Origin of the sequence: Microbacterium sp. LS_15, from assembly GCF_041954735.1 — a bacterium.
Classification (GTDB): domain Bacteria; phylum Actinomycetota; class Actinomycetes; order Actinomycetales; family Microbacteriaceae; genus Microbacterium.
In genome coordinates this window covers 76566-100326 of sequence record NZ_JAVAYD010000010.1, presented here as the reverse complement: position 1 = coordinate 100326, position 23761 = coordinate 76566, and the positions used below count along the sequence as shown (strand labels likewise).

Genomic DNA, 23761 nt, shown 5'->3' with positions numbered 1-23761 from the left:
CGCGTTTCGTCTCGCTCCGCTCGCTCAACGACCGAAAGGGGCCCCTCGCTCAGCGCGAGCGGGCGAGGAGTGCGCCGGCCTCGCGCAGCCAGTGCGCGGGCTCGGCGAGCGCGGCAGCCGACGATCCGGCGAGCGCGGTGAGCGAGACGGACGCCGTGAACAGCGTCGTGTCGGAGTCGTCGGTGATGCGACCGGCGGCGAGCAGTGCGGTCGATCCGGCGGATGCTGCGAGCCCGGCGATGAAGGACGGGACCTTGCCGTCCCCCGACTGCCCGTCGTAGGAGCCCTCCCCCGTGATGACGACGTCCGCTCCGCGGATCGCCGACTCGATTCCGACCAGGTCAGCGACCTCGGCGGCCCCGGGCGCGAGAGCGGCGCCCCAGGCGACGAGCGCCGCACCGGTCCCGCCGGCCGCGCCGCTGCCCGGCAGCGAGGAGTCGAGGCAGAGCAGGCCCGCGAGTCGCGCGAGCGCGGCATCCACCCGCTCGATGTCGTCAGGCAGCAGCCCCTTCTGTGGACCGAAGACCGCCGCGGCGCCCCGCGGGCCGACGAGCGGATTGGTCACGTCGGTGAGCACGCGCACCTCGGGCGCCACGCGCAGCCCGTCGAGGTCGACGGACGCGAGGTCGAGCAGTCCGCGGGCTCCCCGGGCGACGGGTGCCCCGGCGGCATCGAGGAACCGCGCGCCGAGGGCGGTCAGCATCCCCGTCCCGCCGTCCGTCGACGCACTCGATCCGATGCCGACGATGACGCGCGAGACGCCGTGGTCGAGCGCCGCGGCGATCGCCTGACCGAATCCGGTCGTGTCGGCGTCTGCAGGGCGCAGCTCGTCGAGCAGTTCGATCCCCGAGGTCGAGGCGAGGTCGACGACGGCGGTGCCGCCGGGTGTCTCCGCGTCGGCCGGGAGCAGCAGCCACGCGGTGTCGATCGGTGCTCCCGCGGGGCCGTCGACCGTGACGGGCATGCGCTCCGCGCCGGGCACCGCCGCCGCGAACGCCGCCACCGTGCCCTCGCCGCCGTCGGCCATGGGCCGGTGCACGAACTCGGCATCCGGTTCGACGGTCGCCCACCCGTCGGCGAGCGCCGCCACCGCATCCGCCGCCGTGATCGTGCCCTTGAAACTGTCGGGAGCCAGCACCACCCTGGTCATGCGCCCACCCCCGGGGTGCTCGCCCGCACGATGACCTCGAGCGGCAGCGGCGTCTGCTGCCAGTCGGCGTCGACCGTCGCACGGAAGGCCTGATATCCGATATCGCTGAGCGGCATGCGCACGGTCGTGAGCGCAGGGGTGACGTCGTTGCTCGACGGCACGTCGTCGAAGCCGCAGACCGCGATGTCGGCCCCGACCTCGCGTCCGGCGGCGCGGATCGCCGACATCGCCCCGATCGCGATCACGTCGCTCATGCCGAACACGAGGGTTCCCGGCTCGACACCCTCGGCCAGCGCCGCCGCCATCGCCTCGGCACCGGACTCGCGCTGGAAGTCTCCGCGGAGCACGCGATCGACGTGTCCGCCTGCCCTCTCGAACCCGCCCCTGAAGCCGGCGACGCGTTCGTCGGAGGTGAGCACGCCCGGTGCCGCGCCGACGACGATCGCCGACCGGTACCCGAGGGCGCCCATCCGCAGGCCCAGCTCTTCGGCGCCCGCGCGGTTGTCGATCTCGACGTGGCGGTTGTCGCCGACACGGGCGCCGAACGTGACGACCCTGCTGCCGAAGCCTCCGAACCCGTCGAGCTCGGCCTCGGTCGCGGAGTAGTCCTCGCCGCTCGTGCGCGAGGCCGCGATGATGAGCCCCTGCGGGCGCTGTCCGCGAAGGGCTCGCACGATGCGGGCCTCGCGGGCCGGGTCGCGCTCCGTGATCGAGATCGTGACGACGAGGCCGTGCTCGTCCGCGCCCTTCGCGACGCCCGCGGCGATGAGTCCGAAGTAGGGGTCGGCGATATCGGCGACGAGCAGCGCGATCACGGGCGACGTGCCTCGCGCGGTGGCCTGCGCCGAGACGTTGGCCGTGTAGCCGAGGGCCGCGGCCGCCTGTTCGACGCGTTCGCGGAACGACTCGGCGACCTTGCGCTCCGAGCCGTTCAGCACCCGGGATGCCGTGGCCAACGACACCCCTGCCTCCCGCGCCACGTCGTGCAGCGTCGGGGCCGCGCCTCGCGGCGTGCGCGGCTGGCGCACGCGGGAAGGGCTTTCCGGCAGGGTCATGCCCCGAGCCTAGTGGTCGGTGCGGCCGTGACGTCCGGCCCGTTCGGCTGACGTGTCCCCGGATGGCGGGCCGGGCCGCTCGGCCGCCGCCCGGTCACGGCAGGTGCGGCGACACCGCGGCCCCGAATGCCTCCGCCGTGCGCCGCACGACTCGCGCGGGGTCGTCGGCCCACACGTCGGCGTGAAAGATCTCGACCTCGATGTCGCGGTCGTACCCGGTCTCGACGACCGCGCGCGTGAGCGACCCGAAGTCGATGACGCCGTCGCCGGGGTAGTGCCGCGACAGCAGTACGTCGGCCGGCAGCGGCGTCTTCCAGTCGCACACCTGATATGTCGCGATGCGACCCTCGCGTCCGGCGCGAGCGATCTGATCGAGCACCTGCGGGTCCCACCAGATGTGGAACGTGTCGACCGCGGCCCCGACGACGTGGGGTGCGAAGTCGGCGGCGAGGTCGAGCGCCTGGCCGAGGGTCGAGACGACCGCACGGTCGGCCGCGTACATCGGATGCAGCGGCTCGATCGCCAGCGTGACACCGGCCGCCTCGGCATCCGGCGCCAGCGCGTCCAGGGCGTCGCGCACGCGCTCGCGGGCCCCGACGAGGTCTCGGGAATCGGCCGGTAGGCCTCCCGCGACGAGCACGAGCACGGCCGTCGACCCGTCGGCGCCCGCCGCCGCGAGCGTCGCGGTCTCCTCGATCGCGCGCCGGTTGTCGTCGAGGGCCGCGATCCGCTCCGGTCCATCGGGGAGCGTGAAGAACCCGCCGCGGCAGTGCGTCGTGAAGCGCAGCCCGGAGTCGGCGAGCATGCGCGCGGCGACGTCGAGGCCGACGTCGTTCACGGGCTCGCGCCAGAGGCCGATGGCCTCGATGCCGGCTTCCGCCGTCACGCGCAGGGCCGTCGCGAGGTCGGCGTGCTTGATGGTCGCCTGGTTGATGCTGAGGCGCGGGTCGACGCTCATGCGTGCGCCTTCCCGAGGTCGAGGCCGTTCAGGCGCAGCATCCCGTGCCAGCGCGCCCGCGCGAGCTCCGGGTCCTCCAGGGCGAGCGAGGCGTTGGCGAGCTCGACGATGCGGCTGAGGTGCGGGAGGCTGCGCGCGGAGTGCAGGCCGCCGACCATCTGGAACGCCGACTGGTGTCCGTTCAACCAGGCGAGGAACGCGACGCCGGTCTTGTAGTAGAACGTCGGAGCGGCGAACACCTGGCGGCTGAGCTCCTCGGTCGGGCCGAGGATGTCGAGGTAGCGCTGCGGGTCTCCGGCATCGAGCGCCTGGATCGCGGCCGACGCGACCGGGGTGATCGCGGCGAACGCACCGAGCAGGGCGTCGGAGTGCGTGCGTGTCGCCTCGCTCGGCGCGCTCGACGACGAATGGCCGCCGATGAGGCCGACGTAGTTGAAGTCGTCGCCCGTGAACATGCGCACGCCCTCCGGCAGGCGCTCGCGCACCGAGATCTCGGATTCGGCGTTCAGCAGGCTCATCTTCACCCCCGCGACCCTGTCGGGGTGCTCGCCGATGATGTCGAGCAGCACGGAGGATGCCGTCTGCCAGTCGCTCGCGCCGAAGTAGCCGTCGAGCTCCGGGTCGAAGGCCGGACCGAGCCAGTGCAGCACGACCGGAACGGTCGCGCTCGCCAGCACCTCGCGGTACACGCGGCGGTAGTCGTCGGCATCCGTGGCCGCGCGTGCGAGATGACGGGACGCCATGAGCACAGGACCCGCCCCCTGCTCCTCGGTGAAGTGGAGCTGCTCCTTGTACGCGTCGATCACCTGGTCGAGGGGGATGCGCTGCTCGTCGACGTGATCCGTGTTGACCCCCACGACGACCGACGCCCCGTCCTCGCGGGCGACCTCGGCGCTGCGGGCGATGAGTTCGCGCACGGCGGCGGGGTCGAGACCCATGTTGCGCTGCGCGGTGTCCATGGCGTCGGCGACCCCGAGCCCCCACGAGTACACGTTGCGGCGGAACGCGAGCGTGGCGTCCCAGTCGATGTCGGCCGGGCGGCCCGGCGTGTTGTCGGCGTGCACCTTCGGGACGACGTGGGCCGCGGCGTAGGCGACGCGGCTCCGCAGCGGAGCGGTGGGTCGTGCGTAGCCGGCGCCGTCCTGCAGCGGGGTGTCGGACAGCGACCCGTCCGACGCGAGCAGTCGGAGCGCGCTCATCGCAGCGTCAGCGGCTCGAGCGGCACCTTGCGCCCCTCGGCGGAGGAGGTGAGGCCGGCCTCGGCGAACTGCACGCCGCGCGCGCCGGAGAGCAGGTCGAACGGGTACGGCGTCCCCTCGACGTACGAGACGAGGTACTCCTGCCATTGCTGGCGGAATCCGTTGAGGAACACGTCGTTGGTCGGCACCTGCTGCCAGTCGGCGTCGTAGTCGTGGCCGTCTTCGAGGTCGGGGTTCCACACCGGCTTGGGCGTGGCGTTGCGGGGCTGGATCTTCGCGCCGAACAGTCCGACGACGGCGGAGCCGAGCGTGCCGTCGACCTGGAACTCGACGAGCTCGTCGCGGTTGACCCGCACGGTCCAGCTCGAGTTGATCTCGGCGATGATGCCGCCCTCGATCTCGAAGATGCCGTACGCCGCGTCCTCGGCGGTCGCGGTGTAGTGCTCGCCTTTCTCGTCCCAGCGGTCGGAGATGTGCACGGCGGCCTGCGCGTACACGCTCGTGACCTCGCCGAACAGGTTCTCCAGCACATAGTTCCAGTGCGGGAACATGTCGACGATGATGCCGCCGCCGTCTTCCGTGCGGTAGTTCCAGCTCGGACGCTGGGCCGGCTGCCAGTCGCCCTCGAAAACCCAGTACCCGAACTCGCCGCGCACCGAGAGGATGCGACCGAAGAACCCCGAGTCGATGAGGCGCTTGAGCTTCTGCAGACCGGGCAAGTACAGCTTGTCGTGCACGACGCCGGTCTTCACCCCGGCCTCGTCGGCGAGACGAGCGAGCTCGATGGCCTCGTCGAGCGATTCGGCGGTGGGCTTCTCGGTGTAAATGGCCTTGCCGGCCGCGATCGCCTTGCGCAGCGCCGACGCCCGGGCCTTGGTCACGAGGAAGTCGGCGTAGATCTCCCACTGCGGGTCGGCCAGCGCTGCGTCCAGATCGGTCGTGTAGTCGTCGATGCCGTGCTTCGCGGCGAGCTCGGCGAGCTTCGCCTCGTTGCGGCCGACGAGCAGCGGCTTGACCGTGACGCGGGAGCCGTCGGGCAACTCGATGCCGCCCTCCTCACGGATCGCGAGGATCGACCGCACGAGGTGCTGCCGATAGCCCATGCGCCCCGAGACGCCGTTCATGATGATCCCGATCTCGCGGGTCGTGGCCTGTGCCATGCTGGTCCGTCCTGTCGATGCCGTCGCGACCTCGGCCGCGGTGGGTAAACGCTTTCCGACAGCATGGCATGCGACCGCGGCTCGGGGCAAGGGATCGCGGAAAACGCTCTCCGCCAATTCTGCGCGCTCTCGTCAGCGCGCGGTCGATGGCCCGAGCGTCAGCGCGCGCTGGCCCGCTCGACGAGGGAGGCGGGGACCACGGATGCCGCAGCCACGGCCGATCCCTCGATCTCGCCGACGAGCAGCTCGACCGCCCGCTGCGCGAGCGCCTCGAAGTCCTGCCGGATCGTCGTGAGCGGAGGGCGGTAGTTCGCGGCATCCGGTACGTCGTCGAAGCCGATCACCGCGACGTCGTCCGGCACGCGGCGGCCCGCATCGGCGAGTGCCCGCAGCAGCCCCAGCGCCATCTGGTCGTTGGCGCAGAAGACGGCGGATGCCCCGGCCAGCGCCGCACCCGCCGCATGCCCCGCCTCGGACGACCAGTCCCCTCGCACGACGGCGGGCTGCTCGGCATCCGCCGCGCGCAGCGTCTCGCGCCACCCGCGCTCGCGCTCGGCGGCGGCGAACGACTCGGCGGGGCCGGCGAGGTGGTGCACCGTACGGTGACCGAGGTCGAGCAGGCGCCGCGTGGCGGCAGCCGCTCCCCCGGCGTGGTCGCTGTGCACGACGACGAGGCCGGCTTCCGCCGGAGCGTCGACCACGACCAGTCGCAGCCCGAGGGGGCGCTGCGCCGCGGGCACGAGCGCCGAGGCCTCGTTGAGCACGATGGCGCCGTCGACGCCTTGCTCGGCGAGGCGCTCGAAGGCATCGGCCACACCCGCGGCGGCGGTCACGAGGGTGAGGGCGTAGCCGCGCTCGGCTGCCGCTTCGGCCGTGGCCTGCAGCATGCGGGAGTTGCCGACGGTCGCGAGCGTGGTCACGACGAGGCCGATGGTCTGCGAGCGCCCGGTTCGCAGCGCGCGGGCGGCGCGGTGCGGGCGGTAGCCGAGCTCGGCCATCGCCCGCTCGACGCGCTCCCGCGTCGCCGGGTCGACGCGCGGACTGCCGTTCACGACCCGCGACACCGTCTGGCCGGAGACGCCGGCGCGGCCGGCGACGGCGGCCATCGACACACGGTCGCCCGATGTCCCGCGATGCGGGCGGGCGGGATCGGTCTGCTCGCTCATCGTCCGCCCTCCGTGCTCATCCCGGTCGATCCATGTTGACGTTATCACGGGCGCGACCTACCATGTTGACGTGAACACGCACGATGCCTCCGCGCTGCCGGCCGAGACCCTGACCGCCGGCGTCGTGAAGCGCACGACCACTCTGGCCGACGGTCGCGAGCTGCTCTACTTCGACGATCCGGGCACGACCCTCGGAGCCGAGCGCGCGGTCGACGCGAGGGCCCTCGACCCCCGCGGCGAGACCGCCACCATGCGCCTCGACGTGCTCACCGGCGACTGGATCACCGTCGCGGCGAACCGCCAGAACCGCGTCATGATGCCGAGTGCCGACGCCGACCCTCTCGCCCCGCAGTCGCCGACCAACCCGTCCGAGGTCCCCTCGCGCTACGACGTCGCGGTGTTCGAGAACCGCTCCCCCGCCTTCGGCCCCGCCCTCGCCGAAGCGACCGGCACGGCCCCCGGCGCGAACAACGCACCGCGCGGCCTCGACGACCTGGCCGCCCTCGGTCTCGGCCGCACGCGCACCTCGGTGGGGCGCTGCGAGGTCGTGTGCTTCAGCCCCGAGCACACCGGATCGTTCGGCACGCAGACCGTCACCCGAGCCCGCACCGTGATCGAGGCGTGGGCCGACCGCACCGCGGCGCTGTCGCAGCTGCCGGGCGTCGAGCAGGTGTTCCCCTTCGAGAACCGCGGCGAGGCGATCGGCGTCACCCTGCCGCATCCGCACGGACAGATCTACGCCTACCCCTACGTGACGCCGCGCACCACGCGACTGCTCGACTCCATCGACCGCACCGCGCCCGACCTCTTCCAGCGGATCCTCGACTCGGAGCGCGAGTCCGACCGCGTCGTGCTGCAGGGCGAGCACTGGACCGCGTTCGTGCCGTTCGCCGCACGATGGCCCCTCGAGGTGCACCTCGTGCCGCACGAGCAGGTCGCCGACTTCGCCGCCACGACCGCCGCGCAGCGCGACGAGCTGGCGCCGCTGTACCTGCGGCTGCTGCGCGGCGTCGACGCACTGTACGACACCCCGACGCCGTACATCGCCGCGTGGCACCAGGCCCCCGTGCACGTGGGCCGCGACAGCGTGCGGCTGCACCTGCAGCTCACGAGCCCGCGGCGCGCCGCCGACAAGCTGAAGTTCCTCGCCGGCTCCGAGGCGGCGATGTGGGCCTGGGCCGCCGAGATCACGCCGGAGCAGGGCGCCGCCCGACTGCGCGACGCGGTCGAGAGCGTCGGCGAGGTCACCGCATGAGCACCGCGCTCGAGCAGGCCACGAGGCTGCTGGCTGAACTGACCGACGCGGCGGCGGAGGGCGTCTGGTCGGCGCCGGGTCGCGTCAACCTCATCGGCGAGCACACCGACTACAACGAGGGCTTCGTCCTGCCGTTCGCGATCCCGCACCGCACGGTGGCCGCCGTCGCACGACGCCGCGACGACCGCGTCCGCGTCGCCTCGACCTTCGCCGAGGAGCCGGTCGAGGTCGCGCTCGCCGAGCTCGACGAGCTGTTCCCCACGGCGCCCGGCTCCGCGCCGCGGGTTGCCGAGTGGGCCGCCTACCCCCTCGGCGTCGCATGGGCTCTGCGCCAGGCCGGCATCGAGAGCTCGGGCATCGACATCGCGATCGCCTCCGACGTCCCGGTGGGCGCCGGACTCTCGTCATCCGCCGCGATCGAGGGGGCCACGGCGTCCGCTCTGAACGAGCTGTGGGGCGCGGGGCTCGACCGCACCGCACTCGCCCGCATCGGCCGTCGCGCCGAGAACGAGGCCGTCGGCGCTCCGACCGGGATCATGGACCAGATGGCCGCGATGCTCGGCGAATCCGACGCCGCGATCTTCCTCGACTGCCGCTCGCTGGATGCGGTGACGGTGCCGGTCGGACTCGCCGACGCCGGGCTCGAGATCCTCGTGATCGACACCCGGGTCTCGCACGCCCACTCGACCGGCGGGTTCCGCGAACGGCGGGCGTCGTGCGAACGGGGCGCGGCGCTGCTCGACGTGCGCAGCCTGCGCGACGTCTCGACCTCCGACCTGGCCCGTGCCGGGCGGGTCCTCGACGACGTGACCTTCCGCCGCGTGCGTCACATCGTGACCGAGAACCAGCGGGTGCTCGACACCGTGCGGACCCTCCGCGAGCACGGACCGCGCGCGATCGGCGACCTGCTGATCGCCTCGCACGCGTCGATGCGCGACGACTTCGAGATCTCGGTCCCCGAGCTCGACACCGCCGTCGAGGCGGCCGTCGAGGCGGGGGCGATCGGCGCGCGCATGACGGGCGGCGGCTTCGGCGGGGCGGCCATCGCGCTGATCGAGCGCGACGCCGAGCGGGCGGTGACGGATGCCGTGCGCGCCGCGTTCGCGGCATCCGGGTTCGCGGAGCCGACCGTGTTCACCGTCGTGCCCTCGGCGGGTGCCGGCCGCGACACCTGACCCTTTCGAGTAGCGCGAACGGCAATCCTCAGCCCCTGAGAACTGCAATTCACGCGATTCGAAAGCGCCTGAGAAGATGGGTCGAGCCGCGGACGACGCGGCAGGAGGAGGATCATGTCCTGGATCGTCACCGGCGGAGCCGGCTACATCGGCGCCCACGTCGTCCGAGCACTCGCCGAGGCGGGGCTCTCCCCCGTCATCATCGACGACCTCTCCAGCGGTGTCGCATCGTTCGCACCGGAGGGCGTTCCGTTCGTGCGGGGCACGATCCTCGACCGGGAGCTCGTGGAGCAGACGCTGCGCGAGCACCACGCCGAGGGCGTCATCCACGTGGCAGGGTACAAGTACGCCGGTGTCTCGGTGCAGCGCCCGCTGCACACCTACGCGCAGAACGTCGAGGGCACGAGGGTGATCCTCGAGGCCATGCAGGCGACCGGCGTGCAGAACATCGTGTTCTCGTCATCGGCCGCCGTGTTCGGCACCCCCGACGTCGCGCTCGTCGTCGAGAGCACCGAGAAGAAGCCGGCCAGCCCCTACGGCGAGTCCAAGCTCATCGGCGAGTGGCTGCTGCGCGACCAGGCGGTCGCGACCGCCGACTCCGATGCGCCGCTGCGGCACACCTCGCTGCGCTACTTCAACGTCGTCGGATCGGCCGACCCGACCGTGTACGACGTGAGCCCGCACAACCTCTTCCCCATCGTGTTCGAGAAGCTCATCGCGGGTGAGACGCCGCGCATCAACGGCGACGACTACGACACCCCCGACGGCACGAACGTGCGCGACTACGTGCACGTCGGAGACATCGCCGCCGCGCACGTCGCCGCGGCCCAGCGGCTGGCCGCGGGAGAGTCGATCGAACCGGCGTACAACCTCGGATCCGGTGACGGCCTCAGCGTGAAGCAGATCATGGATGCCGTCGCCCGCGTCACCGGAATCGACTTCACGCCGGAGATCGGTCCCCGCCGCCCCGGCGACCCCGACCGCATCGTCGCCACCGGAGAGCTCGCCGCGCGCGACCTCGACTGGAAGATGCGCTACTCGGTCGACGACATGGTGCGCACGGGCTGGGAGGCGCGCCGCCGGGCGAGCTGAGCGCCCCGCACCCAGCCACCCCTCTGGGCCCGAGCCACCCCGGTGCACACGCGGCACAGAGGGGTGGGTCGGGGAGAGAGGGGTGGGTCGGGGCACGAGCTGACGGCGCGACCCGCTCGGGTCAGACGTCGCGCGTGCGGATCGGATACAGCCAGAAGCACACCCACGCGAGCGCCGTGAACACGAGCGGCACGACGGCGACCATGAGCCGGATGCCGCCGTCCACCGTCTCGGGCTGCGCATCGCCGAGCGAGGCGTCGAAGCCCGACGACGTGAGCACGACCGCCGCGACGACCGCCTGCAACACGACCGAGCCGCGCACGACGAAGCCGTTCACCCCGAAGTAGGCCCCCTCGCGGCGGTGGCCGGTGCGCACGGCATCCTCGTCGATGATCTGCGACAGCACGACCTCGAGCAGCTGCAGCAGGCCGCCGACGCCGACGCCGACGGCGACGCCGATCAGCGCGGCGGCGAGAACGCTCGTCGGCAGCAGGTAGCCGAGCACGGCGACGCCGAACACCGCGACGCTCCACAGCAGGGCCCTGCGCGGCGAGGTGCGGCGCACGACAGCGCTCCACAGCACGATCGACGGGATCGCCGTGACGAAGATCGCGCCGAGCAGCAGGCTCCCATCTCCCTCGGCGGCGCCCAGCGAGTACCGCACGTAGAAGGGGATCGCGGCGAGGATGACGGCGATCGAGGTCTGCACGAACAGCGAGCCGAGCACGTAGGGCACGAAGGCGCGGTTCGCGAACGTGTAGCGCAGCTGCGCACCCCAGCGCATGGCCGCGGACGCCGCTTCAGGAACGCGGCGCTCGACCATCCCGCCCGCGAAGGACCACGCCAGCATCACGAGGCAGACGCCTGCGAGCACGATCGCCATGCCGGCCCAGCCGATCCACCCGTAGAGGGCGGGGGCGCCCGCCGTGCCCAGCACCATGCCCAGGATCGCGAAGATCTGCCGGGGCACGTTCCCCCGCGCGCGCTCCTCCGTCGTGCGGAAGATCTCGGGGAACAGCGCCGAGATGTTCAGCACGACGACCACGAACGCGATGTCGTAGACGGCGACGACGACGAGGAACCAGACGATGAGCCCCGGCACCGGAAGCTCCGGCGGCATCCACACGAGGGCGAATGCGACCACGAGCGGCACGATCCCGAGCCCGATCCACGGGATGCGCCTCCCCCACGGCGTGCGGATGCGGTCGGAGAGCGCCCCCACCACCGGGTTCAGCACGGCGTTGAGCATCCCGTGCGCGATCATCGCGGCGGCCACCCACTCCGGCGGGACGCCGAGGTGCGTGACGTAGAAGTAGACGACGAACGCCGAGAACGTCTGCGTCATCAACTGGGTCGGGAAACCCGACGCTCCGAACGCGATGGTCTGCGCCCTCGTCGGAGCGGCGTCGAGCCTCCGGTCGCGCAGCCGGGTCGTCAGCGAGGTCATGCCCGTCCCTTCCGCTGCAGATCGCGCAGGGCGCGCCAGCCGATCCGCACGAGCCCCTCCTCGACGATCGCCCGATGCACCGCGGGGTCCGACAGCAGCCGCAGCTCGTGTCCGCGCTTCTCGGCCGCGAAGTCCACAGCGGATCGCAGCTCGACGTCGTCGACCATGGGATGCAGGTAGATCTCCGTCACACCCGCGGGGATGGCGCGCAGCAGGGAGATGAAGTCGTCGCGCACCTGCTCGTACGTCTCGCCAGGGGCCTGCTCGAACGGATGCGTCCACAGCCGGTCGACGATCTCGACGCCCCGCGCATCGGCGGCCGCGGCCGTCTCGGCGAGCTTCGCCTGCATCATCGCGTCGTCGTCGGAGCCGGCCATCTCCCGCGGCAGTCGGAACGGCAGCCCGTGCCGCGCGGCCAGGTCGAACACGGGACCGAGGAAGTCGCGCCCCGTGAGCAGCCCGTAGACCGAGCCCATGTGGTTGTCGAGATGCGTGACGTCGACCCCGGCATCCAGCGCGGTCTGCAGCTGCGCCGCGAGCTCGGCGTCGACATCGGCCTCGGCGGCGTGCTGCTCGACCGCCAGCACATCGGCCGGGAAGAACCCCGCCTCATCGACCAGCGTCGTGCCGGTGCCCGTGAGCGGGCGCCAGCGGTACCGCGTCCACTCGCTCGTGAGCACGAGGTGCACGCCCACGTCGAGGTCACGACGGGATGCCGCGAACGCCAGCGCCTCCGGCGCCCACGCGCACGGCACCATCACGGTCGCCGAGTCGATCGCGCCGTCGCCGAGCAGCCGCATGATCGCGGTGTTCGCGGCATGGCACATGCCGAAGTCGTCGGCGTTGAGGATGACGGCTCTCGCCCCCGGCGGGAGGCCCAGGCGGTCGGCGAGGTCGGAGCTCATCTCCCGGCCTTCTCGGCCGAGGGTACGAGACGCGAGAAGACCGTGGCGCGCAGCGCGGCGGCCGACTCCTGCACGGCACCCACGAGGGGCGCCTCGGGGCCGAACGACGAGACGATGAAGCGCATCGGCAGCTGGGCGGCGAACTCGTCGGCGACCAGGGCGACCGCGTCGACGAGCACGGGGTGCGCTGCGGTGCCGCCGAGGATGAACGCCTCGGGGTCGAGGATCAGCGCGACGCTGCCCGCGGCGATCGTGAGGCGGCGCCCCATCTCGGCGGCCATGGCGATCGCGGCCTCGTCACCCGCGGCTGCGGCCTCGAGGTGCTGATCGATCGTCTCGTCCGGGTCGCGGCCGTGCGTCAGAGCGAGATCGCGCACGACGGCATCGCCGAGCACGGGAGCGCCGATCGGCAGCGGCGTCTGCGGCAGGTACATCACCTCGCCTGCGACGCCTGAGAAGCCCCGATGCAGCCGCCCGTCGATGACGATGCCGCCGCCGAGACCGCCGTCGAGCAGGAGCAGGGCGAAGCTCGCGAGCTCAGCGCCGCGGCCGTCGCTGAGCTCGGCGAGCGCGGCGAGGTTCACGTCGTTCTCCACCCGCACGGGGCAGCCGAGTCTCGACGAGAGCGCCGCGCGGAACGCCCCGCCGTCCGGCCCCTGGTCGTCGCGGATCCCGCCGTCGGCCGTCACGATCCCCGGCACCCCGACGACCGCCACGTGCAGCCGACCGTCGACCGACGCGAGGCAGGCGTCGATCAGCTCGGCGATGTGCTCGACCCGGTCGCCCTTGAGCGGGAAGGGGGCGTGGTTCTCGACGCGCACGGCGCCTGTCGCATCGACGAGCGCGATGTGCGCGGCGACCGTGTCGACGTGCACGGCGGCGGCGAAGCCGAGGGTCGGATGCAGTGCGACTCGGCCCGCCGCCGGTCCCCGCGTCTCCCGGTCGACGCCGGCCGGGGCGACGGCATCCGTGCCCTCCAGCATCCGGAGCACCTGGGTCACCGCGGTGCGCGAGAGTCCCGTCTCGGTCATGAGCTCCGCCCGCGTGAGCGGTCCGCGACGGGCGAGCGTCTCGAGGATGGCGCGTCCGTTGAGGGTGCGCAGCAGGGTCTGCGGACCGGCGAGCGGTCGTGCCATGAGGATCCCCCCGGAGTCGACGTGCGACCCAGCATAGACACATCGCGTCCCACCGGTCGAGCGGTCATTCCAGTGCTGTCATCACATGCTTCAGGCGGGTGTAGTCGTCGAAGCCGTACTGTGAGAGATCCTTGCCGTAGCCCGAGTGCTTGAAGCCGCCGTGCGGCATGTCCGACACGAACGGGATGTGGGTGTTGATCCACACGCACCCGAAGTCGAGGTCGCGCGAGAACCGCATCGCCCGCGTGTGGTCGCGCGTCCACACTGAGGAGGCCAGCGCGTACGGCACGTCGTTGGCCATCGCGAGCGCCTCCTCCTCTGTGTCGAAGGCCTGCACGGTGAGCACCGGGCCGAAGATCTCGCTCTGCACGGCCTCGTCGTCCTGGTGCACACCCGTCACGATCGTCGCCTCGTAGAAGTAGCCGCGGTCGCCCTGGCGGCGCCCGCCCGTGGCGATCGTCGCGTGCGCGGGAAGACGGTCGACGATGCCGGACACCTGCGCGAGCTGCGCGGCGCTGCTGAGCGGCCCGTAGAGCACGCCCTCCTCGTGCGGACCGCCCGTGCGGGCGTCCGTCCTCGCCTTCTCCACGAGCGAGGCGACGAACTCGTCGTGCACAGAGGAGTGCACGAGCACGCGGGTGGCGGCCGTGCAGTCCTGCCCGGCGTTGAAGAACGCGCCGGTGACGATGCCCGAGGCCGCCCTGTCGAGGTCGGCGTCGGGGAAGACGATGGCCGGCGCCTTGCCGCCGAGTTCGAGGTGCACGCGCTTCACGTCGGCGGCGGCCGAGCGGGCCACCGCCATGCCCGCCCGCACCGACCCGGTGATCGCGACCATCTGCGGCGTCGGATGCTCGACGAGCGCCACCCCGGTGTCGCGGTCGCCGAGCACGACGTTCAGAGTGCCGGCGGGCGTGTGCACGGCCACGATCTCGGCGAGCAGCAGCGTGGTCAGCGGGGTCGATTCGGCGGGCTTCAGCACCACGGTGTTGCCGGCGGCGAGCGCTGGCGCGATCTTCCACACCGCCATGTTGAGCGGGTAGTTCCACGGCGTGACCTGGCCGATCACGCCGATCGGCTCGCGGCGCACGAACGAGGTGTGACCGGCGAGGTACTCGGCGGCGGCGCGACCCTCGAGGCTGCGGGCGGCGCCGGCGAAGAACCGCAGCTGGTCGATGGACTGCAGGATCTCGTCGGCGACGAGGCTGGCCCGCGGCTTGCCGGTGTCCTTGGACTCCAGGTCGGCGAACTCCTCGGCGCGGGCCTGCATCTCGTCGGCGATGCGGAACAGCGCGAGCTGCCGGTCGGCCGGGGTCGTGTCGCGCCAGATCGGGAACGCGGCAGCGGCCGCCGCGTACGCGGCGTCGACGTCGATCGTGTCGGATACGGGCAGCTCGCCGTAGGTCTCCTCCGTCGCCGGGTCGATCAGCGGCATCCGCCCTGCGCCGTTCACGGGAACGCGTCGACCGCCGATGAAGTTCTGCAGGGGTTCTGTGGCCATGCCCGCCATGCTAGCGAGAGCGTCACGAATACAGAAGGGCAACCTGAGAATGACGATGGAATCAGTTGCCAATCGCCGAGCCTCCTGTCAATATCGACACATGAGCGGTCCTTCCAAGCACCCGATGCTCGATGACATCTCGAAGCGCATCGTCGAACTCCTGCAGGAGGACGGACGCCGGCCCTACGCCGAGATCGGCCGCGAGGTCGGTCTCAGCGAGGCCGCCGCCCGCCAGCGCGTGCAGCGGATGACCGAGGCCGGCATCATCCAGATCGTCGCGGTCACCGACCCGATGCAGCTCGGATTCCACCGGATGTCGATGATCGGCATCCGCGTCACCGGCGACCCGCGCGCGGTCGCGGAGCAGCTGACCGAGATCACCGAACTCGCGTACGTCGTCGTGACCCTCGGCACCTTCGACATCCTCGTCGAGGCCGTGTGCGAGAGCGATGCCGACCTGCTCGACCTCATCGCCACGCGCATCCGCACCATCCCCGGCGTCATCCACACCGAGAGCCTGCTCTACGCCGGGCTCTACAAAGACCTCTACAACTGGGGCACGCGCTGACCGCGCGTCCCTCCCCGCCGTCCGCCCGTCCGTCCGCCAGCCGATCCGCACCGGAGTGATCATGGGAATCACCGTCTTCGAACGCCAGCGCCCCTCGGATGCCGTCATCGACGCGTCCCTGCGGGGCACCGCGCTGAGCGTGTTCTGGCTCGACGACGTCGAGCGCCCCGCGCACCCGCGCCTCACCGGGACCATCGCCGCCGACCTCGTGATCGTCGGCGGCGGGTACGCCGGACTGTGGACCGCGGTGCGCGCCAAGGAGCGCGACCCGCAGCGTCGGGTCGTGCTGCTCGAGGCGTCGCGCATCGCGTGGGCGGCCTCCGGACGCAACGGCGGCTTCTGCGAGGCCAGCCTCACGCACGGCCACGAGAACGGGGCGACCCGGTGGCCGCACGAGATCGACCGGCTCGAAGAGCTCGGCCTCGAGAACCTCGACGGGATCGCCCGGACCGTGGAGCGGTACGGGATGGATGCCGACTTCGAGAGCACCGGCGCGATCACGCTCGCCGTCGAGCCGCACCAGGTCGACTGGCTCCGCGAGGAGGACGGTTTCCTCGATCGCGAGGCCGTGCAGGCCGAAGTGCATTCGCCGACCTTCCTCGCCGGCGCGTGGGACCGCGATGCCACCGCGCTCGTGCATCCCGCGAAGCTCGGCCTCGAGCTCGCGCGCGTCGCCGCCGACCTCGGCGTCGAGATCTTCGAGCGTTCGCTCGTGCGAGGGATCGAGGGCGACGGCACGGGACCGATGACCGTCGTCACCCGCGACGGCGGACGCGTGATCGCCGACGACGTCGCGCTCGCCACGAACGTCTTCCCGTCGCTCCTCAGGCGCAACCGGCTCATGACCGTCCCCGTGTACGACTACGTGCTGATGACCGAACCGCTGAGCGACGAACAGCTCACGTCGATCGGCTGGTCGAACCGCCAGGGCCTCGCCGACAGCGCCAACCAGTTCCACTACTACCGCCTCACCGCCGACAACCGGATCCTCTTCGGCGGCTACGACGCCGTGTACCACTTCGGCGGCAAGGTGCGCCCCGAGTACGAGGACCGGATGGAGAGCCACCGCAGACTCGCCTCCCATTTCTTCACGACGTTCCCGCAGCTCGAAGGGCTGCGCTTCACGCACCGCTGGGCGGGCGCCATCGACTCATCGAGCCGGTTCTGCGCTTTCTTCGGCACCGCCCGCCGGGGCCGGGTCGCCTACGCGACCGGCTTCACGGGGCTCGGCGTCGGCGCCGCCCGGTTCGCCGCCGACGTCATGCTCGACGAACTCTCAGGCGGGAAGACCGAACGCACGGAGCTGGCGATGGTGCGTGAGAAGCCCATCCCGTTCCCGCCGGAGCCCGCCGCCGCGATCGGCATCAACCTCGTGCGCGCCGCGATGGACCGCGCCGATCACAACGAGGGAAAGCGCAACCTGTTCCTGAAGACCCTGGACGCCGTCGGCATGGGATTCGACTCGTGACCGCGCTTTCGGCGGGAACGGGAGTGGATGCCGCGGCGCTGCCGCTCGCGCACGCGCCGCTGCCGGCATCCGATGTCGCGTCGGGGTCTCCGACGACCGCGACCGTCGCCCTCGGGGAGATCCGCGGCGTGGAGATCGGCGTCTGGGCGATGACGCCGGGCACGGTATCCGACACCGAGGCCGACGAGGTCTTCGTCGTTCTGTCGGGCCACGCCCGCATCGCGTTCCTCGACCCGGCCCTGCCTGCGATCGAGGTCGGACCGGGGTCAGTCGTGCGTCTCGCCGAGGGCATGCGCACGGAGTGGACGGTCACCAAGACCCTGCGCAAGATCTACGTCGCCTGACCCGCGAATTCACTGTCCCGGGGTTCGCTCCGCCGACCACCCTTCGTCGGAACGAAGTCGATCTTCGTTCGCGCGAACGAACAGGTCGTCTCGGGGTCGACCGACCGGATCAGCCGCCCGCAGTGGCCGGACGGTCGCGTAGGCGTCGGCGACGTCGCGGGTCTCGCTGTCGTAGACGCGCACGATCCCGGCATCCCCCTCGTGTCGCGGCCAGCCGGGATCGCCGCCGGCGATGAACGAGACGGCCGCCGCGTGCACCTCGTCGGCCAGCCGCTGCGGCGGGTTCGGCCCGGCGAGATTGTCGATGCGCGGGCCGTCGAGGCAGTCGAAGAAGAACGGCACGTCGAGGCAGTGCTCCGCGAAGCCGAAGCGTCCGGACGACCACGAGAACCGGTACACCCAGGTCGGAGCGTCGCCGCGGTCGGACGAGACGCGCAGCACGCCGACTCGGAACATCCGGTCCGTGAGCACTCGACCGGCGAGCCGCGGCTTGCCGAGCCGCACGATGTCGTCGTTCGCGGCCAGGTACTCGGCCCGCACCGCGCGCGGCAGACCGAGCCGATCGAGCACGACGTTCCGGGGCACCCAGCGCAGAGCCTTCGCCACCGCTCCGCCGAACACCATCGTGAACTCGTCGTCGGTCGCGCCGAGTACGAGCGGCTTGTCGGCCCCGACACCGGCGCGCAGCGATTCGCGCGTCGGCCGCGTGATGAGGTCGCCATCGACGGCCGGTCCGAGCGGCAGCCCCTGGTCGACGAGGCTCGCGATCTCGCGGGGGTTCAGGTGCGTGGCCCGCTTCTGCAGCGTCAGCAGGCGCAGCTCGTCGACACCCGACAGCCCCGCGACCGTGGGATCGACGCCGGCCGAGGCGGCGAGCGCCCGGCCGAACGTCTCGGACCGGGACGCCGCGACATCCGTCAGCGCGGCCGACACCGCGTACACGCGCTGGAACAGGTGCTGCGCGCTCTCCATGCCGAGCAGGGTGAGCACGGCCCCGCCGCCCGCCGACTGCCCGGCGATGGTGACGCGCGCGGGGTCTCCGCCGAACGCGGCGATGTTCTGCTGCACCCACTCAAGCGCGAGCAGCCAGTCGCGCACCCCGCGGTTCGACGGGGCGTCCTCGATCCAGCCGAACCCTTCGAAGCCGAGGCGGTACGAGATCGTGACCGTGACGACGCCGTCGCGGTTGAAGTTGCGTCCGTCGTACCACGCGCTCGCGGGGGATCCTGTGGTGAAGCCGCCGCCGTGGATCCACATGAGCACGGGGAGCCCCGCGGCATCCGGGTCGGGAGTGAAGACGTTCACGTTGAGAGTGGAGTCGCCCGCGACGCTGGGCTCGGGGATGAGCGTGTCGCCCTGGTCGCCGCGCTGAGCGGTGGCCCCGAACTCCAGCGCGTCGCGCACGCCCTCCCAGGACGCGTGCGGCACGGGGGCGGCGAAGCGCAGCGACCCGGTCGGCGGCTCGGCGAACGGGATGCCGAGGAACGCGGCGGACCGCGGCTCCCCTCGCCCTCCCGTGGTGGGGCGCCAGCGCCCGCGCACACGACCGGCAGCGGTGTCGACCTCGACGAATTCACTCATCCCCGCAGTCTGCCGGATGCGGCGGCGTCAGCCGTGCACGACGTCGGCGTGCGGCATCCGCTCGGTCATGACGCGCACGGCCTCGGGATTGTCGTCGACGAGCACGGCGTCGCGCCCCAGTGCCGACGCGACGGCGCCGGTCGTGCCGCTTCCGGCGAAGAGATCGAGCACCCGATCTCCCGGCCGGCTCGACGCCCGCACGATGCGCCGCAGGATGCCCTCGGGCTTCTGCGTCGGGTACCCCGTCTTCTCCCGTCCGGTCGTCGGCACGATCGTGTGCCACCAGACATCCGTGGGCAGCTTGCCCCTGGCGGCCTTCTCGGCCGTGACGAGTCCGGGGGCCATGTACGGCTCACGGTCGACGTCGTCGGAGTTGAACACGTACTCGCGCGGGTTCTTCACGTACACGAGGATCGTGTCGTGCTTGGTCGGCCAGCGCCGCCGCGACTTGGCGCCGTAGTCGTACGCCCAGATGAGCTCGTTGAGGAAGCAGTCGCGGCCGAACACGGCATCCAGCATCACCTTGGCGTAGTGCGCCTCGCGGTAGTCGAGATGCAGGTACAGCGTGCCGTCGTCGGCGAGCAGCCGCCACGCCTCTGCGAGGCGCGGCATGAGGAACGCGCCGTAGTCGTCGAAGCGATCGTCGTACGTGCGCAGCATCCCGCGCACGCGCTCGTAGCGGTGGCCGTGGAATCCGTGTCGCACCTCGGTCGGCGAGGCCGGCTCGGCATCCCCGGCATCTCCGGCATCCGCTTCCTGCTCCGCATCCGACGCCGTGCGGCGCGCGGTGACGATCTGCCGCTCCTGCGTCCGGCCCGTGTTGAAGGGCGGGTCGAGGTAGACGAGCGTGAAGGACGCCGAGGGCAGCGTCGCGGCGACGGCGAGGTTGTCGCCCTGGATGACGGTGACGGCGCCGAGCGCGGGCGGCTGCCCGTCGGTCACGGAACCCGGTGCAGCCACGCGTCGGTCGCGAACTTCGACTCGACCAGCGCCTCGGCGTCGGCGTACTCGTCGGCGGTGATCCCACCGTCCTCCGCACCCGTCACGGCACGGAACGTGTCGGTGAAGCGCTCGATGATCTCGGCGCGCGAGAGTCCGGTCTGGCTGCGCAGCGGGTCGACGCGCTTCGCGGCCGAGGTGGTGCCCTTGTCGCTGAGCTTCTCGCGACCGATGCGCAGCACCTCGGTCATGGTCTGTCCGTCGATGTCGTACGACAGCGTTGCGTGGTGCAGCACTCCGCCGTTGGCGAGGCGCTTCTGCGCGGCGCCGCCGATCTTGCCCGAGGAGCTGGCGATGTCGTTGAGCGGCTGGTAGACGGCGTCGATCCCGAGCGAGCGCAGCGCCTGCAGCACCCAGTCGTCGAGGAAGGCGTAGGAGTCGGCGAACGTCATGCCCTGCACGAGGGATGCCGGCACGTACAGCGAGTACGTGATGATCTGTCCTGCGGCCATGAGCATGGCACCGCCGCCGGAGATGCGGCGCACGACGTCGAAGCCGTGGCGCTCCGCGCCCTCCGGGTCGACCTCGTTGCGGTACGACTGGAAGGAGCCGATCACGACGGCCGACTGGTCCCACTCCCAGATGCGCAGGGTCGGGCGGCGTCGTCCTTCTCCGACGCGCGAGGTGAGCACCTCGTCGAGCGCCAGGTTCATGCGGGGCGACACGGCCTTCTCGTGCACGATCTCCCAGTCGAAGTCGCGCCAGCCCGGGGCGGTGACGAGGGCGCGGCGCACGGCCGTGCCGACGGCCTCGGGGGTGAAGCCGAGCAGCTGGGCGCCCTCGGGGAGCGCGGCGCGCACGGCGGCGGCGATGGCCGTGGCGTCGGACTCGACCGGCAGTCCGGTGACGGCGGCGTCGATGTCGGCGAGAGCGGTGTCCGGCTCGAGGAAGAAGTCCCCGGCGAGGCGGAACCGGGCGATCCGGCCGTCCTCCACCTCGAGGTCGACGACGACGAGCTTTCCCCCTGGGACCTTGTATTCACCGTGCACGGTTCCAGCTTAAGGCGCTGGTCGGCCGCTGTCCCGGTTCAGGAGTTCAGCGCCCCAGGACGACGGCGCGCTCGCCCGCGCGGATCGGCAAAGACCAGCGGTTGGCAGCGGGCGGCTGCGGGCACACGTACTGGTCGGAGAACGCACACGGCGGGAGGTAGGCGCGGTTGAAGTCGATCAGGGCCGCGCCGTCGGCATCCGGCTCCTCGATCGGCAGGAAGCGGAACCGGTACGTCTCGGTGCCGTTCGTCCCGTCGGCGAAGACGGCGGTGAGACCACCCTGCGGCGCTCGTGTGGCCGACAGGGTGAGCGGGATGCCGTCGAGCTCGAAGTGCAGCCGGCCGGCGAGCTCCTGCTCGTGCGTGGCGCCGTCGATCGCCGTGATCGAGACGGTCTCGCCGGGCGTCTCCTCGAACCGCGCCGCGACCCGCCAGCCCTCCCGTGGCGGGTACGCGTCGATGCCGCTGAAGCGCTCGCGCTCGGGCCGCCGCGGATTGAACACCCGCAGAGCGAGGATTCCACGACGGTCGAACACCCGCAGCTCGCGGCGCCCGATGCGCAGCGTCTGCGGGCCGTGCAGGGTCACGGTCGACCCGGCCGTGCCGAGGTCGCTGCCGCGGATCCCGCCGTCTCCCGTGAGCGCCCATAGCCCGGGGACTCCCTCCACGGCAGCCGGCTCGGTGATGAGCCAGTTCGTCGACTCCAGCGCGGCAGGACCGTATTCGGCACCGGCATACCGCTCTCGCGACTCATGCCAGCCGCGCCACTCCTCCTCGAAGCCCACCGCGCTCCCTCCTCGCCGATCGACGCCCCTCTCGTCGCGAATCTATGCGGAGGAACGGATGCCTGGCGCGCAAGGCGTCACGCGGATTCACCCGCTGTCACACGGGGTCACGCGGGGTCACGCGGAGACATCTCCCGCGGCATCCCACTCGCCGCCGCGTCCGCATCCGGGCTCAGCACGCGGGGATGCGGGCGTCGAGCCAGGCCAGCACGTCGGCGCGGACCTCGGCCTGGTTCAGCTCGGCGAAGATCTCGTGCCGCGCATCGGGGTAGACGAGGGTGGTGACGTCGGTGAGGCCGGACCTGGTGCGGTACTCCTCGGCGAGCCGGTGCACGCTGCGGGGTCCGCCGACCGGGTCGTCGCGGCCGACGAGCAGCAGCAGCGGGATGTCGTGGCCGAGGTCCCTCCGCGGTCGACCGTAGAGCCGCGCGGCCTCGATCGGGCCGAACAGCTTCAGCAGCGGCACGTCCGTCGTGAGCGGGTCGTCGTGGAAGGCCGCCCATACCTCGGGGTCGCGGCTCAGCCACTCGAGTCCCGTCGCCTCCGGTCCGGCCCAGCGCGCGTTCAGCGGCGCCGCGTTGAGCGAGCCGGGCATGCGCAGCGCCGACCCCGACAGGATCACGGCGGTCCAGGCCTCGGGGTGGTCGTTCACGAGCATCTGGGCGAGGAAGGATCCCCACGAGTGCCCCAGCAGCACGAGCGGCAGGTCGGGGTGCTCGTCGGTGATGATGCCGGTGAGCTGCCAGACCGCGGCGACCGCGGCCCGCAGACCGCCCTTGCCGAGACGGCCGAGCTTCGCCGGCCCCTCGTGCTGACGGATGCCGGTGCGACCGTGGCCTCGATGGTCGTCGGCGTACACGTGGAAGCCGGCCTCGGTGAGCGCCGTGATCAGCGCTCCGTATCGCCCGGCGTGCTCGCCGACGCCGTGCAGCAGCTGCACGACGCCCCGAGCCTCGCCGACAGCCTCGTGCACGTCGTAGACGATGGCGATGCCGTGGGCGTCGGTGAACTCGCGTGTATCCGTCACGCCCCCACCCTACTGACCGCTGCTCAGCGTGACGAGGCGAGCGCTGCGACGACCCCGCGGGCCGTGTCGAGGTCGGTGACCTCGTAGCCGCCGACGCCGTCCGCCGCCGAGCCCATGCGCACACCGCCCTCCTCGCGCACGGTGCGCTTGGCGGAGAAGTGCAGGGCGTCGACGCCGGTTCCGGCGAGGGCGGCCGCGCTCGCGGCATCCACTCCGCTCCCGGCCATGACCTCGATACCGCCGGCTGCCTCCGTGACCATCGCGCGGAGCGTCTCGATCCCGTCGATCGCCGCCGACGCGCCCCCCGAGGTGAGCACCCGGCGGAGTCCGAGAGCGCGCGCCGCGGCGAGGGTCGCGACGGGGTCGGCTGTCACATCGATCGCACGGTGGAGGGTCACGGATGCCGCGCCTGCGGCGTCGCGCAGTCTGGCCATCGCGACGAGGTCGAGGGCGCCTGCGGCATCCAGCGCTCCGACGACGACGCCGTCGGCGCCCGCGTCGACCGCTCGGCGCACGTCGCGCTCGGTGACCGCGATCTCGTCGGCGTCGTAGTGGAACCCGCCGGGACGCGGACGCACGAGCACATGCACCTCGACGCCGAGGTCGCGGGCGGTCTCGATCGCGAGCTCCAGGGTCGCGGGCGACGGCGTGAGTCCGCCGAGCGGGAGGGCCTGGGCGAGCTCGATCCGCGTCGCCCCGACGGCACCAGCGACCCGCACTCCCGCGGTGTCCTGGACGGCGATCTCGACGGCGATGCCGGCAGCCGGATCGGTCGTGCCGACGGAGGGGGCTGAGGTCATCCGTC

General features: G+C 72.0%; 22 protein-coding genes. 6 read left to right on the top strand and 16 right to left on the bottom strand.

The features are described 5' to 3' along the window. Nucleotides 1-49: 49 nt before the first annotated feature. The 6 genes from RAC69_RS13025 to RAC69_RS13000 form a co-directional block, all read right to left on the bottom strand. Nucleotides 50-1150 (bottom strand): glycerate kinase, encoded by a 1101-nt coding sequence (locus RAC69_RS13025; RefSeq protein WP_375087179.1) that lies wholly within the window; start codon nucleotides 1148-1150, stop codon nucleotides 50-52. Beyond that, the gene (locus RAC69_RS13020) at nucleotides 1147-2205 is read right to left on the bottom strand and encodes a LacI family DNA-binding transcriptional regulator (protein WP_375087178.1); all 1059 of its coding nucleotides are present in this window, start codon (nucleotides 2203-2205) and stop codon (nucleotides 1147-1149) included. The genes RAC69_RS13025 and RAC69_RS13020 overlap by 4 nt, the downstream gene beginning before the upstream one ends. A gap of 94 nt (nucleotides 2206-2299) precedes the next feature. After that, complete coding sequence (locus tag RAC69_RS13015) at nucleotides 2300-3163, bottom strand: sugar phosphate isomerase/epimerase family protein (RefSeq protein ID WP_375087177.1); 864 nt, start codon at nucleotides 3161-3163, stop codon at nucleotides 2300-2302. Next, entirely contained in the window at nucleotides 3160-4362 is a 1203-nt protein-coding gene (locus RAC69_RS13010) for a dihydrodipicolinate synthase family protein (protein ID WP_375087176.1), read from the bottom strand. The genes RAC69_RS13015 and RAC69_RS13010 overlap by 4 nt, the downstream gene beginning before the upstream one ends. After that, the gene (locus RAC69_RS13005) at nucleotides 4359-5522 is read right to left on the bottom strand and encodes a Gfo/Idh/MocA family protein (protein ID WP_375087175.1); all 1164 of its coding nucleotides are present in this window, start codon (nucleotides 5520-5522) and stop codon (nucleotides 4359-4361) included. The genes RAC69_RS13010 and RAC69_RS13005 overlap by 4 nt, the downstream gene beginning before the upstream one ends. 158 nt (nucleotides 5523-5680) lie before the next feature. Then, on the bottom strand, nucleotides 5681-6688 hold the full coding sequence (locus RAC69_RS13000; protein ID WP_375087174.1) for a LacI family DNA-binding transcriptional regulator: 1008 nt from the start codon (nucleotides 6686-6688) through the stop codon (nucleotides 5681-5683). Nucleotides 6689-6758: 70 nt separating this feature from the next. On the opposite strand from RAC69_RS13000, the gene galT reads away from it, so the two are divergent. The 3 genes from galT (at nucleotide 6759) to galE (ending at nucleotide 10210) form a co-directional block, all read left to right on the top strand. Then, entirely contained in the window at nucleotides 6759-7943 is a 1185-nt protein-coding gene (gene galT, locus RAC69_RS12995) for a galactose-1-phosphate uridylyltransferase (protein WP_375087173.1), read from the top strand. Next, a complete protein-coding gene (gene galK, locus RAC69_RS12990; RefSeq protein WP_375087172.1) occupies nucleotides 7940-9118 on the top strand; it encodes a galactokinase in 1179 nt (392 codons plus the stop codon). The genes galT and galK overlap by 4 nt, the downstream gene beginning before the upstream one ends. A gap of 114 nt (nucleotides 9119-9232) precedes the next feature. Then, a complete protein-coding gene (galE, locus tag RAC69_RS12985; RefSeq protein WP_375087171.1) occupies nucleotides 9233-10210 on the top strand; it encodes a UDP-glucose 4-epimerase GalE in 978 nt (325 codons plus the stop codon). A gap of 121 nt (nucleotides 10211-10331) precedes the next feature. On the opposite strand, the gene RAC69_RS12980 is transcribed toward galE, so the two are convergent. The 4 genes from RAC69_RS12980 to RAC69_RS12965 form a co-directional block, all read right to left on the bottom strand. Further along, a complete protein-coding gene (locus RAC69_RS12980) occupies nucleotides 10332-11657 on the bottom strand; it encodes an MFS transporter (RefSeq protein WP_375087170.1) in 1326 nt (441 codons plus the stop codon). Next, complete coding sequence (locus tag RAC69_RS12975; RefSeq protein ID WP_375087169.1) at nucleotides 11654-12562, bottom strand: polysaccharide deacetylase family protein; 909 nt, start codon at nucleotides 12560-12562, stop codon at nucleotides 11654-11656. The genes RAC69_RS12980 and RAC69_RS12975 overlap by 4 nt, the downstream gene beginning before the upstream one ends. Beyond that, nucleotides 12559-13698 carry an ROK family transcriptional regulator gene (locus RAC69_RS12970; RefSeq protein WP_375087168.1) on the bottom strand — a complete coding sequence of 380 codons (1140 nt, stop codon included), beginning with the start codon at nucleotides 13696-13698 and terminating at the stop codon, nucleotides 12559-12561. Before RAC69_RS12970 ends, RAC69_RS12975 begins: the two co-directional genes overlap by 4 nt. Before the next feature lie 64 nt (nucleotides 13699-13762). Beyond that, nucleotides 13763-15196 (bottom strand): gamma-aminobutyraldehyde dehydrogenase, encoded by a 1434-nt coding sequence (locus tag RAC69_RS12965; RefSeq protein WP_375087167.1) that lies wholly within the window; start codon nucleotides 15194-15196, stop codon nucleotides 13763-13765. A 100-nt stretch (nucleotides 15197-15296) separates the two neighbouring features. On the opposite strand from RAC69_RS12965, the gene RAC69_RS12960 reads away from it, so the two are divergent. The 3 genes from RAC69_RS12960 to RAC69_RS12950 all read left to right on the top strand — a co-directional run bounded on the left by RAC69_RS12960 (nucleotide 15297) and on the right by RAC69_RS12950 (nucleotide 17576). After that, nucleotides 15297-15764: an Lrp/AsnC family transcriptional regulator gene (locus RAC69_RS12960; protein WP_375087166.1), complete on the top strand. Its 468-nt coding sequence runs from the start codon at nucleotides 15297-15299 to the stop codon at nucleotides 15762-15764. 61 nt (nucleotides 15765-15825) lie between these two features. Then, nucleotides 15826-17232 carry an NAD(P)/FAD-dependent oxidoreductase gene (locus RAC69_RS12955; protein ID WP_375087165.1) on the top strand — a complete coding sequence of 469 codons (1407 nt, stop codon included), beginning with the start codon at nucleotides 15826-15828 and terminating at the stop codon, nucleotides 17230-17232. Continuing rightward, on the top strand, nucleotides 17229-17576 hold the full coding sequence (locus tag RAC69_RS12950; protein WP_375087164.1) for a cupin domain-containing protein: 348 nt from the start codon (nucleotides 17229-17231) through the stop codon (nucleotides 17574-17576). Before RAC69_RS12955 ends, RAC69_RS12950 begins: the two co-directional genes overlap by 4 nt. A gap of 9 nt (nucleotides 17577-17585) precedes the next feature. Here the strand turns inward: RAC69_RS12950 and RAC69_RS12945 are convergent, their stop codons facing one another. From RAC69_RS12945 to RAC69_RS12920, 6 genes are all read right to left on the bottom strand, one after another. Then, nucleotides 17586-19157, bottom strand: coding sequence for a carboxylesterase/lipase family protein (locus RAC69_RS12945; protein ID WP_375087163.1), 1572 nt, complete (start codon nucleotides 19155-19157; stop codon nucleotides 17586-17588). Between the two features lie 27 nt (nucleotides 19158-19184). Further along, the gene (locus RAC69_RS12940; protein ID WP_375087162.1) at nucleotides 19185-20099 is read right to left on the bottom strand and encodes a DNA-methyltransferase; all 915 of its coding nucleotides are present in this window, start codon (nucleotides 20097-20099) and stop codon (nucleotides 19185-19187) included. Then, complete coding sequence (locus RAC69_RS12935) at nucleotides 20096-21145, bottom strand: biotin/lipoate A/B protein ligase family protein (RefSeq protein ID WP_375087161.1); 1050 nt, start codon at nucleotides 21143-21145, stop codon at nucleotides 20096-20098. The genes RAC69_RS12940 and RAC69_RS12935 overlap by 4 nt, the downstream gene beginning before the upstream one ends. 46 nt (nucleotides 21146-21191) lie before the next feature. After that, entirely contained in the window at nucleotides 21192-21929 is a 738-nt protein-coding gene (locus RAC69_RS12930) for a DUF1684 domain-containing protein (RefSeq protein WP_375087160.1), read from the bottom strand. Nucleotides 21930-22101: 172 nt separating this feature from the next. Further along, the gene (locus RAC69_RS12925) at nucleotides 22102-22956 is read right to left on the bottom strand and encodes an alpha/beta fold hydrolase (RefSeq protein WP_375087159.1); all 855 of its coding nucleotides are present in this window, start codon (nucleotides 22954-22956) and stop codon (nucleotides 22102-22104) included. Nucleotides 22957-22979: 23 nt separating this feature from the next. After that, nucleotides 22980-23756 (bottom strand): copper homeostasis protein CutC, encoded by a 777-nt coding sequence (locus RAC69_RS12920; protein ID WP_375087158.1) that lies wholly within the window; start codon nucleotides 23754-23756, stop codon nucleotides 22980-22982. Nucleotides 23757-23761: the final 5 nt, after the last annotated feature.

Coding starts and splice junctions, on each gene's coding strand:
- RAC69_RS13025 (WP_375087179.1), bottom strand. CDS start 1,150: ATGACCAGGGTGGTGCTGGCTCCCGACAGTTTCAAGGGCACGATCACG.
- RAC69_RS13020 (WP_375087178.1), bottom strand. CDS start 2,205: ATGACCCTGCCGGAAAGCCCTTCCCGCGTGCGCCAGCCGCGCACGCCG.
- RAC69_RS13015 (WP_375087177.1), bottom strand. CDS start 3,163: ATGAGCGTCGACCCGCGCCTCAGCATCAACCAGGCGACCATCAAGCAC.
- RAC69_RS13010 (WP_375087176.1), bottom strand. CDS start 4,362: ATGAGCGCGCTCCGACTGCTCGCGTCGGACGGGTCGCTGTCCGACACC.
- RAC69_RS13005 (WP_375087175.1), bottom strand. CDS start 5,522: ATGGCACAGGCCACGACCCGCGAGATCGGGATCATCATGAACGGCGTC.
- RAC69_RS13000 (WP_375087174.1), bottom strand. CDS start 6,688: ATGAGCGAGCAGACCGATCCCGCCCGCCCGCATCGCGGGACATCGGGC.
- galK (WP_375087172.1), top strand. CDS start 7,940: ATGAGCACCGCGCTCGAGCAGGCCACGAGGCTGCTGGCTGAACTGACC.
- galE (WP_375087171.1), top strand. CDS start 9,233: ATGTCCTGGATCGTCACCGGCGGAGCCGGCTACATCGGCGCCCACGTC.
- RAC69_RS12980 (WP_375087170.1), bottom strand. CDS start 11,657: ATGACCTCGCTGACGACCCGGCTGCGCGACCGGAGGCTCGACGCCGCT.
- RAC69_RS12975 (WP_375087169.1), bottom strand. CDS start 12,562: ATGAGCTCCGACCTCGCCGACCGCCTGGGCCTCCCGCCGGGGGCGAGA.
- RAC69_RS12970 (WP_375087168.1), bottom strand. CDS start 13,698: ATGGCACGACCGCTCGCCGGTCCGCAGACCCTGCTGCGCACCCTCAAC.
- RAC69_RS12965 (WP_375087167.1), bottom strand. CDS start 15,196: ATGGCCACAGAACCCCTGCAGAACTTCATCGGCGGTCGACGCGTTCCC.
- RAC69_RS12960 (WP_375087166.1), top strand. CDS start 15,297: ATGAGCGGTCCTTCCAAGCACCCGATGCTCGATGACATCTCGAAGCGC.
- RAC69_RS12955 (WP_375087165.1), top strand. CDS start 15,826: ATGGGAATCACCGTCTTCGAACGCCAGCGCCCCTCGGATGCCGTCATC.
- RAC69_RS12945 (WP_375087163.1), bottom strand. CDS start 19,157: ATGAGTGAATTCGTCGAGGTCGACACCGCTGCCGGTCGTGTGCGCGGG.
- RAC69_RS12920 (WP_375087158.1), bottom strand. CDS start 23,756: ATGACCTCAGCCCCCTCCGTCGGCACGACCGATCCGGCTGCCGGCATC.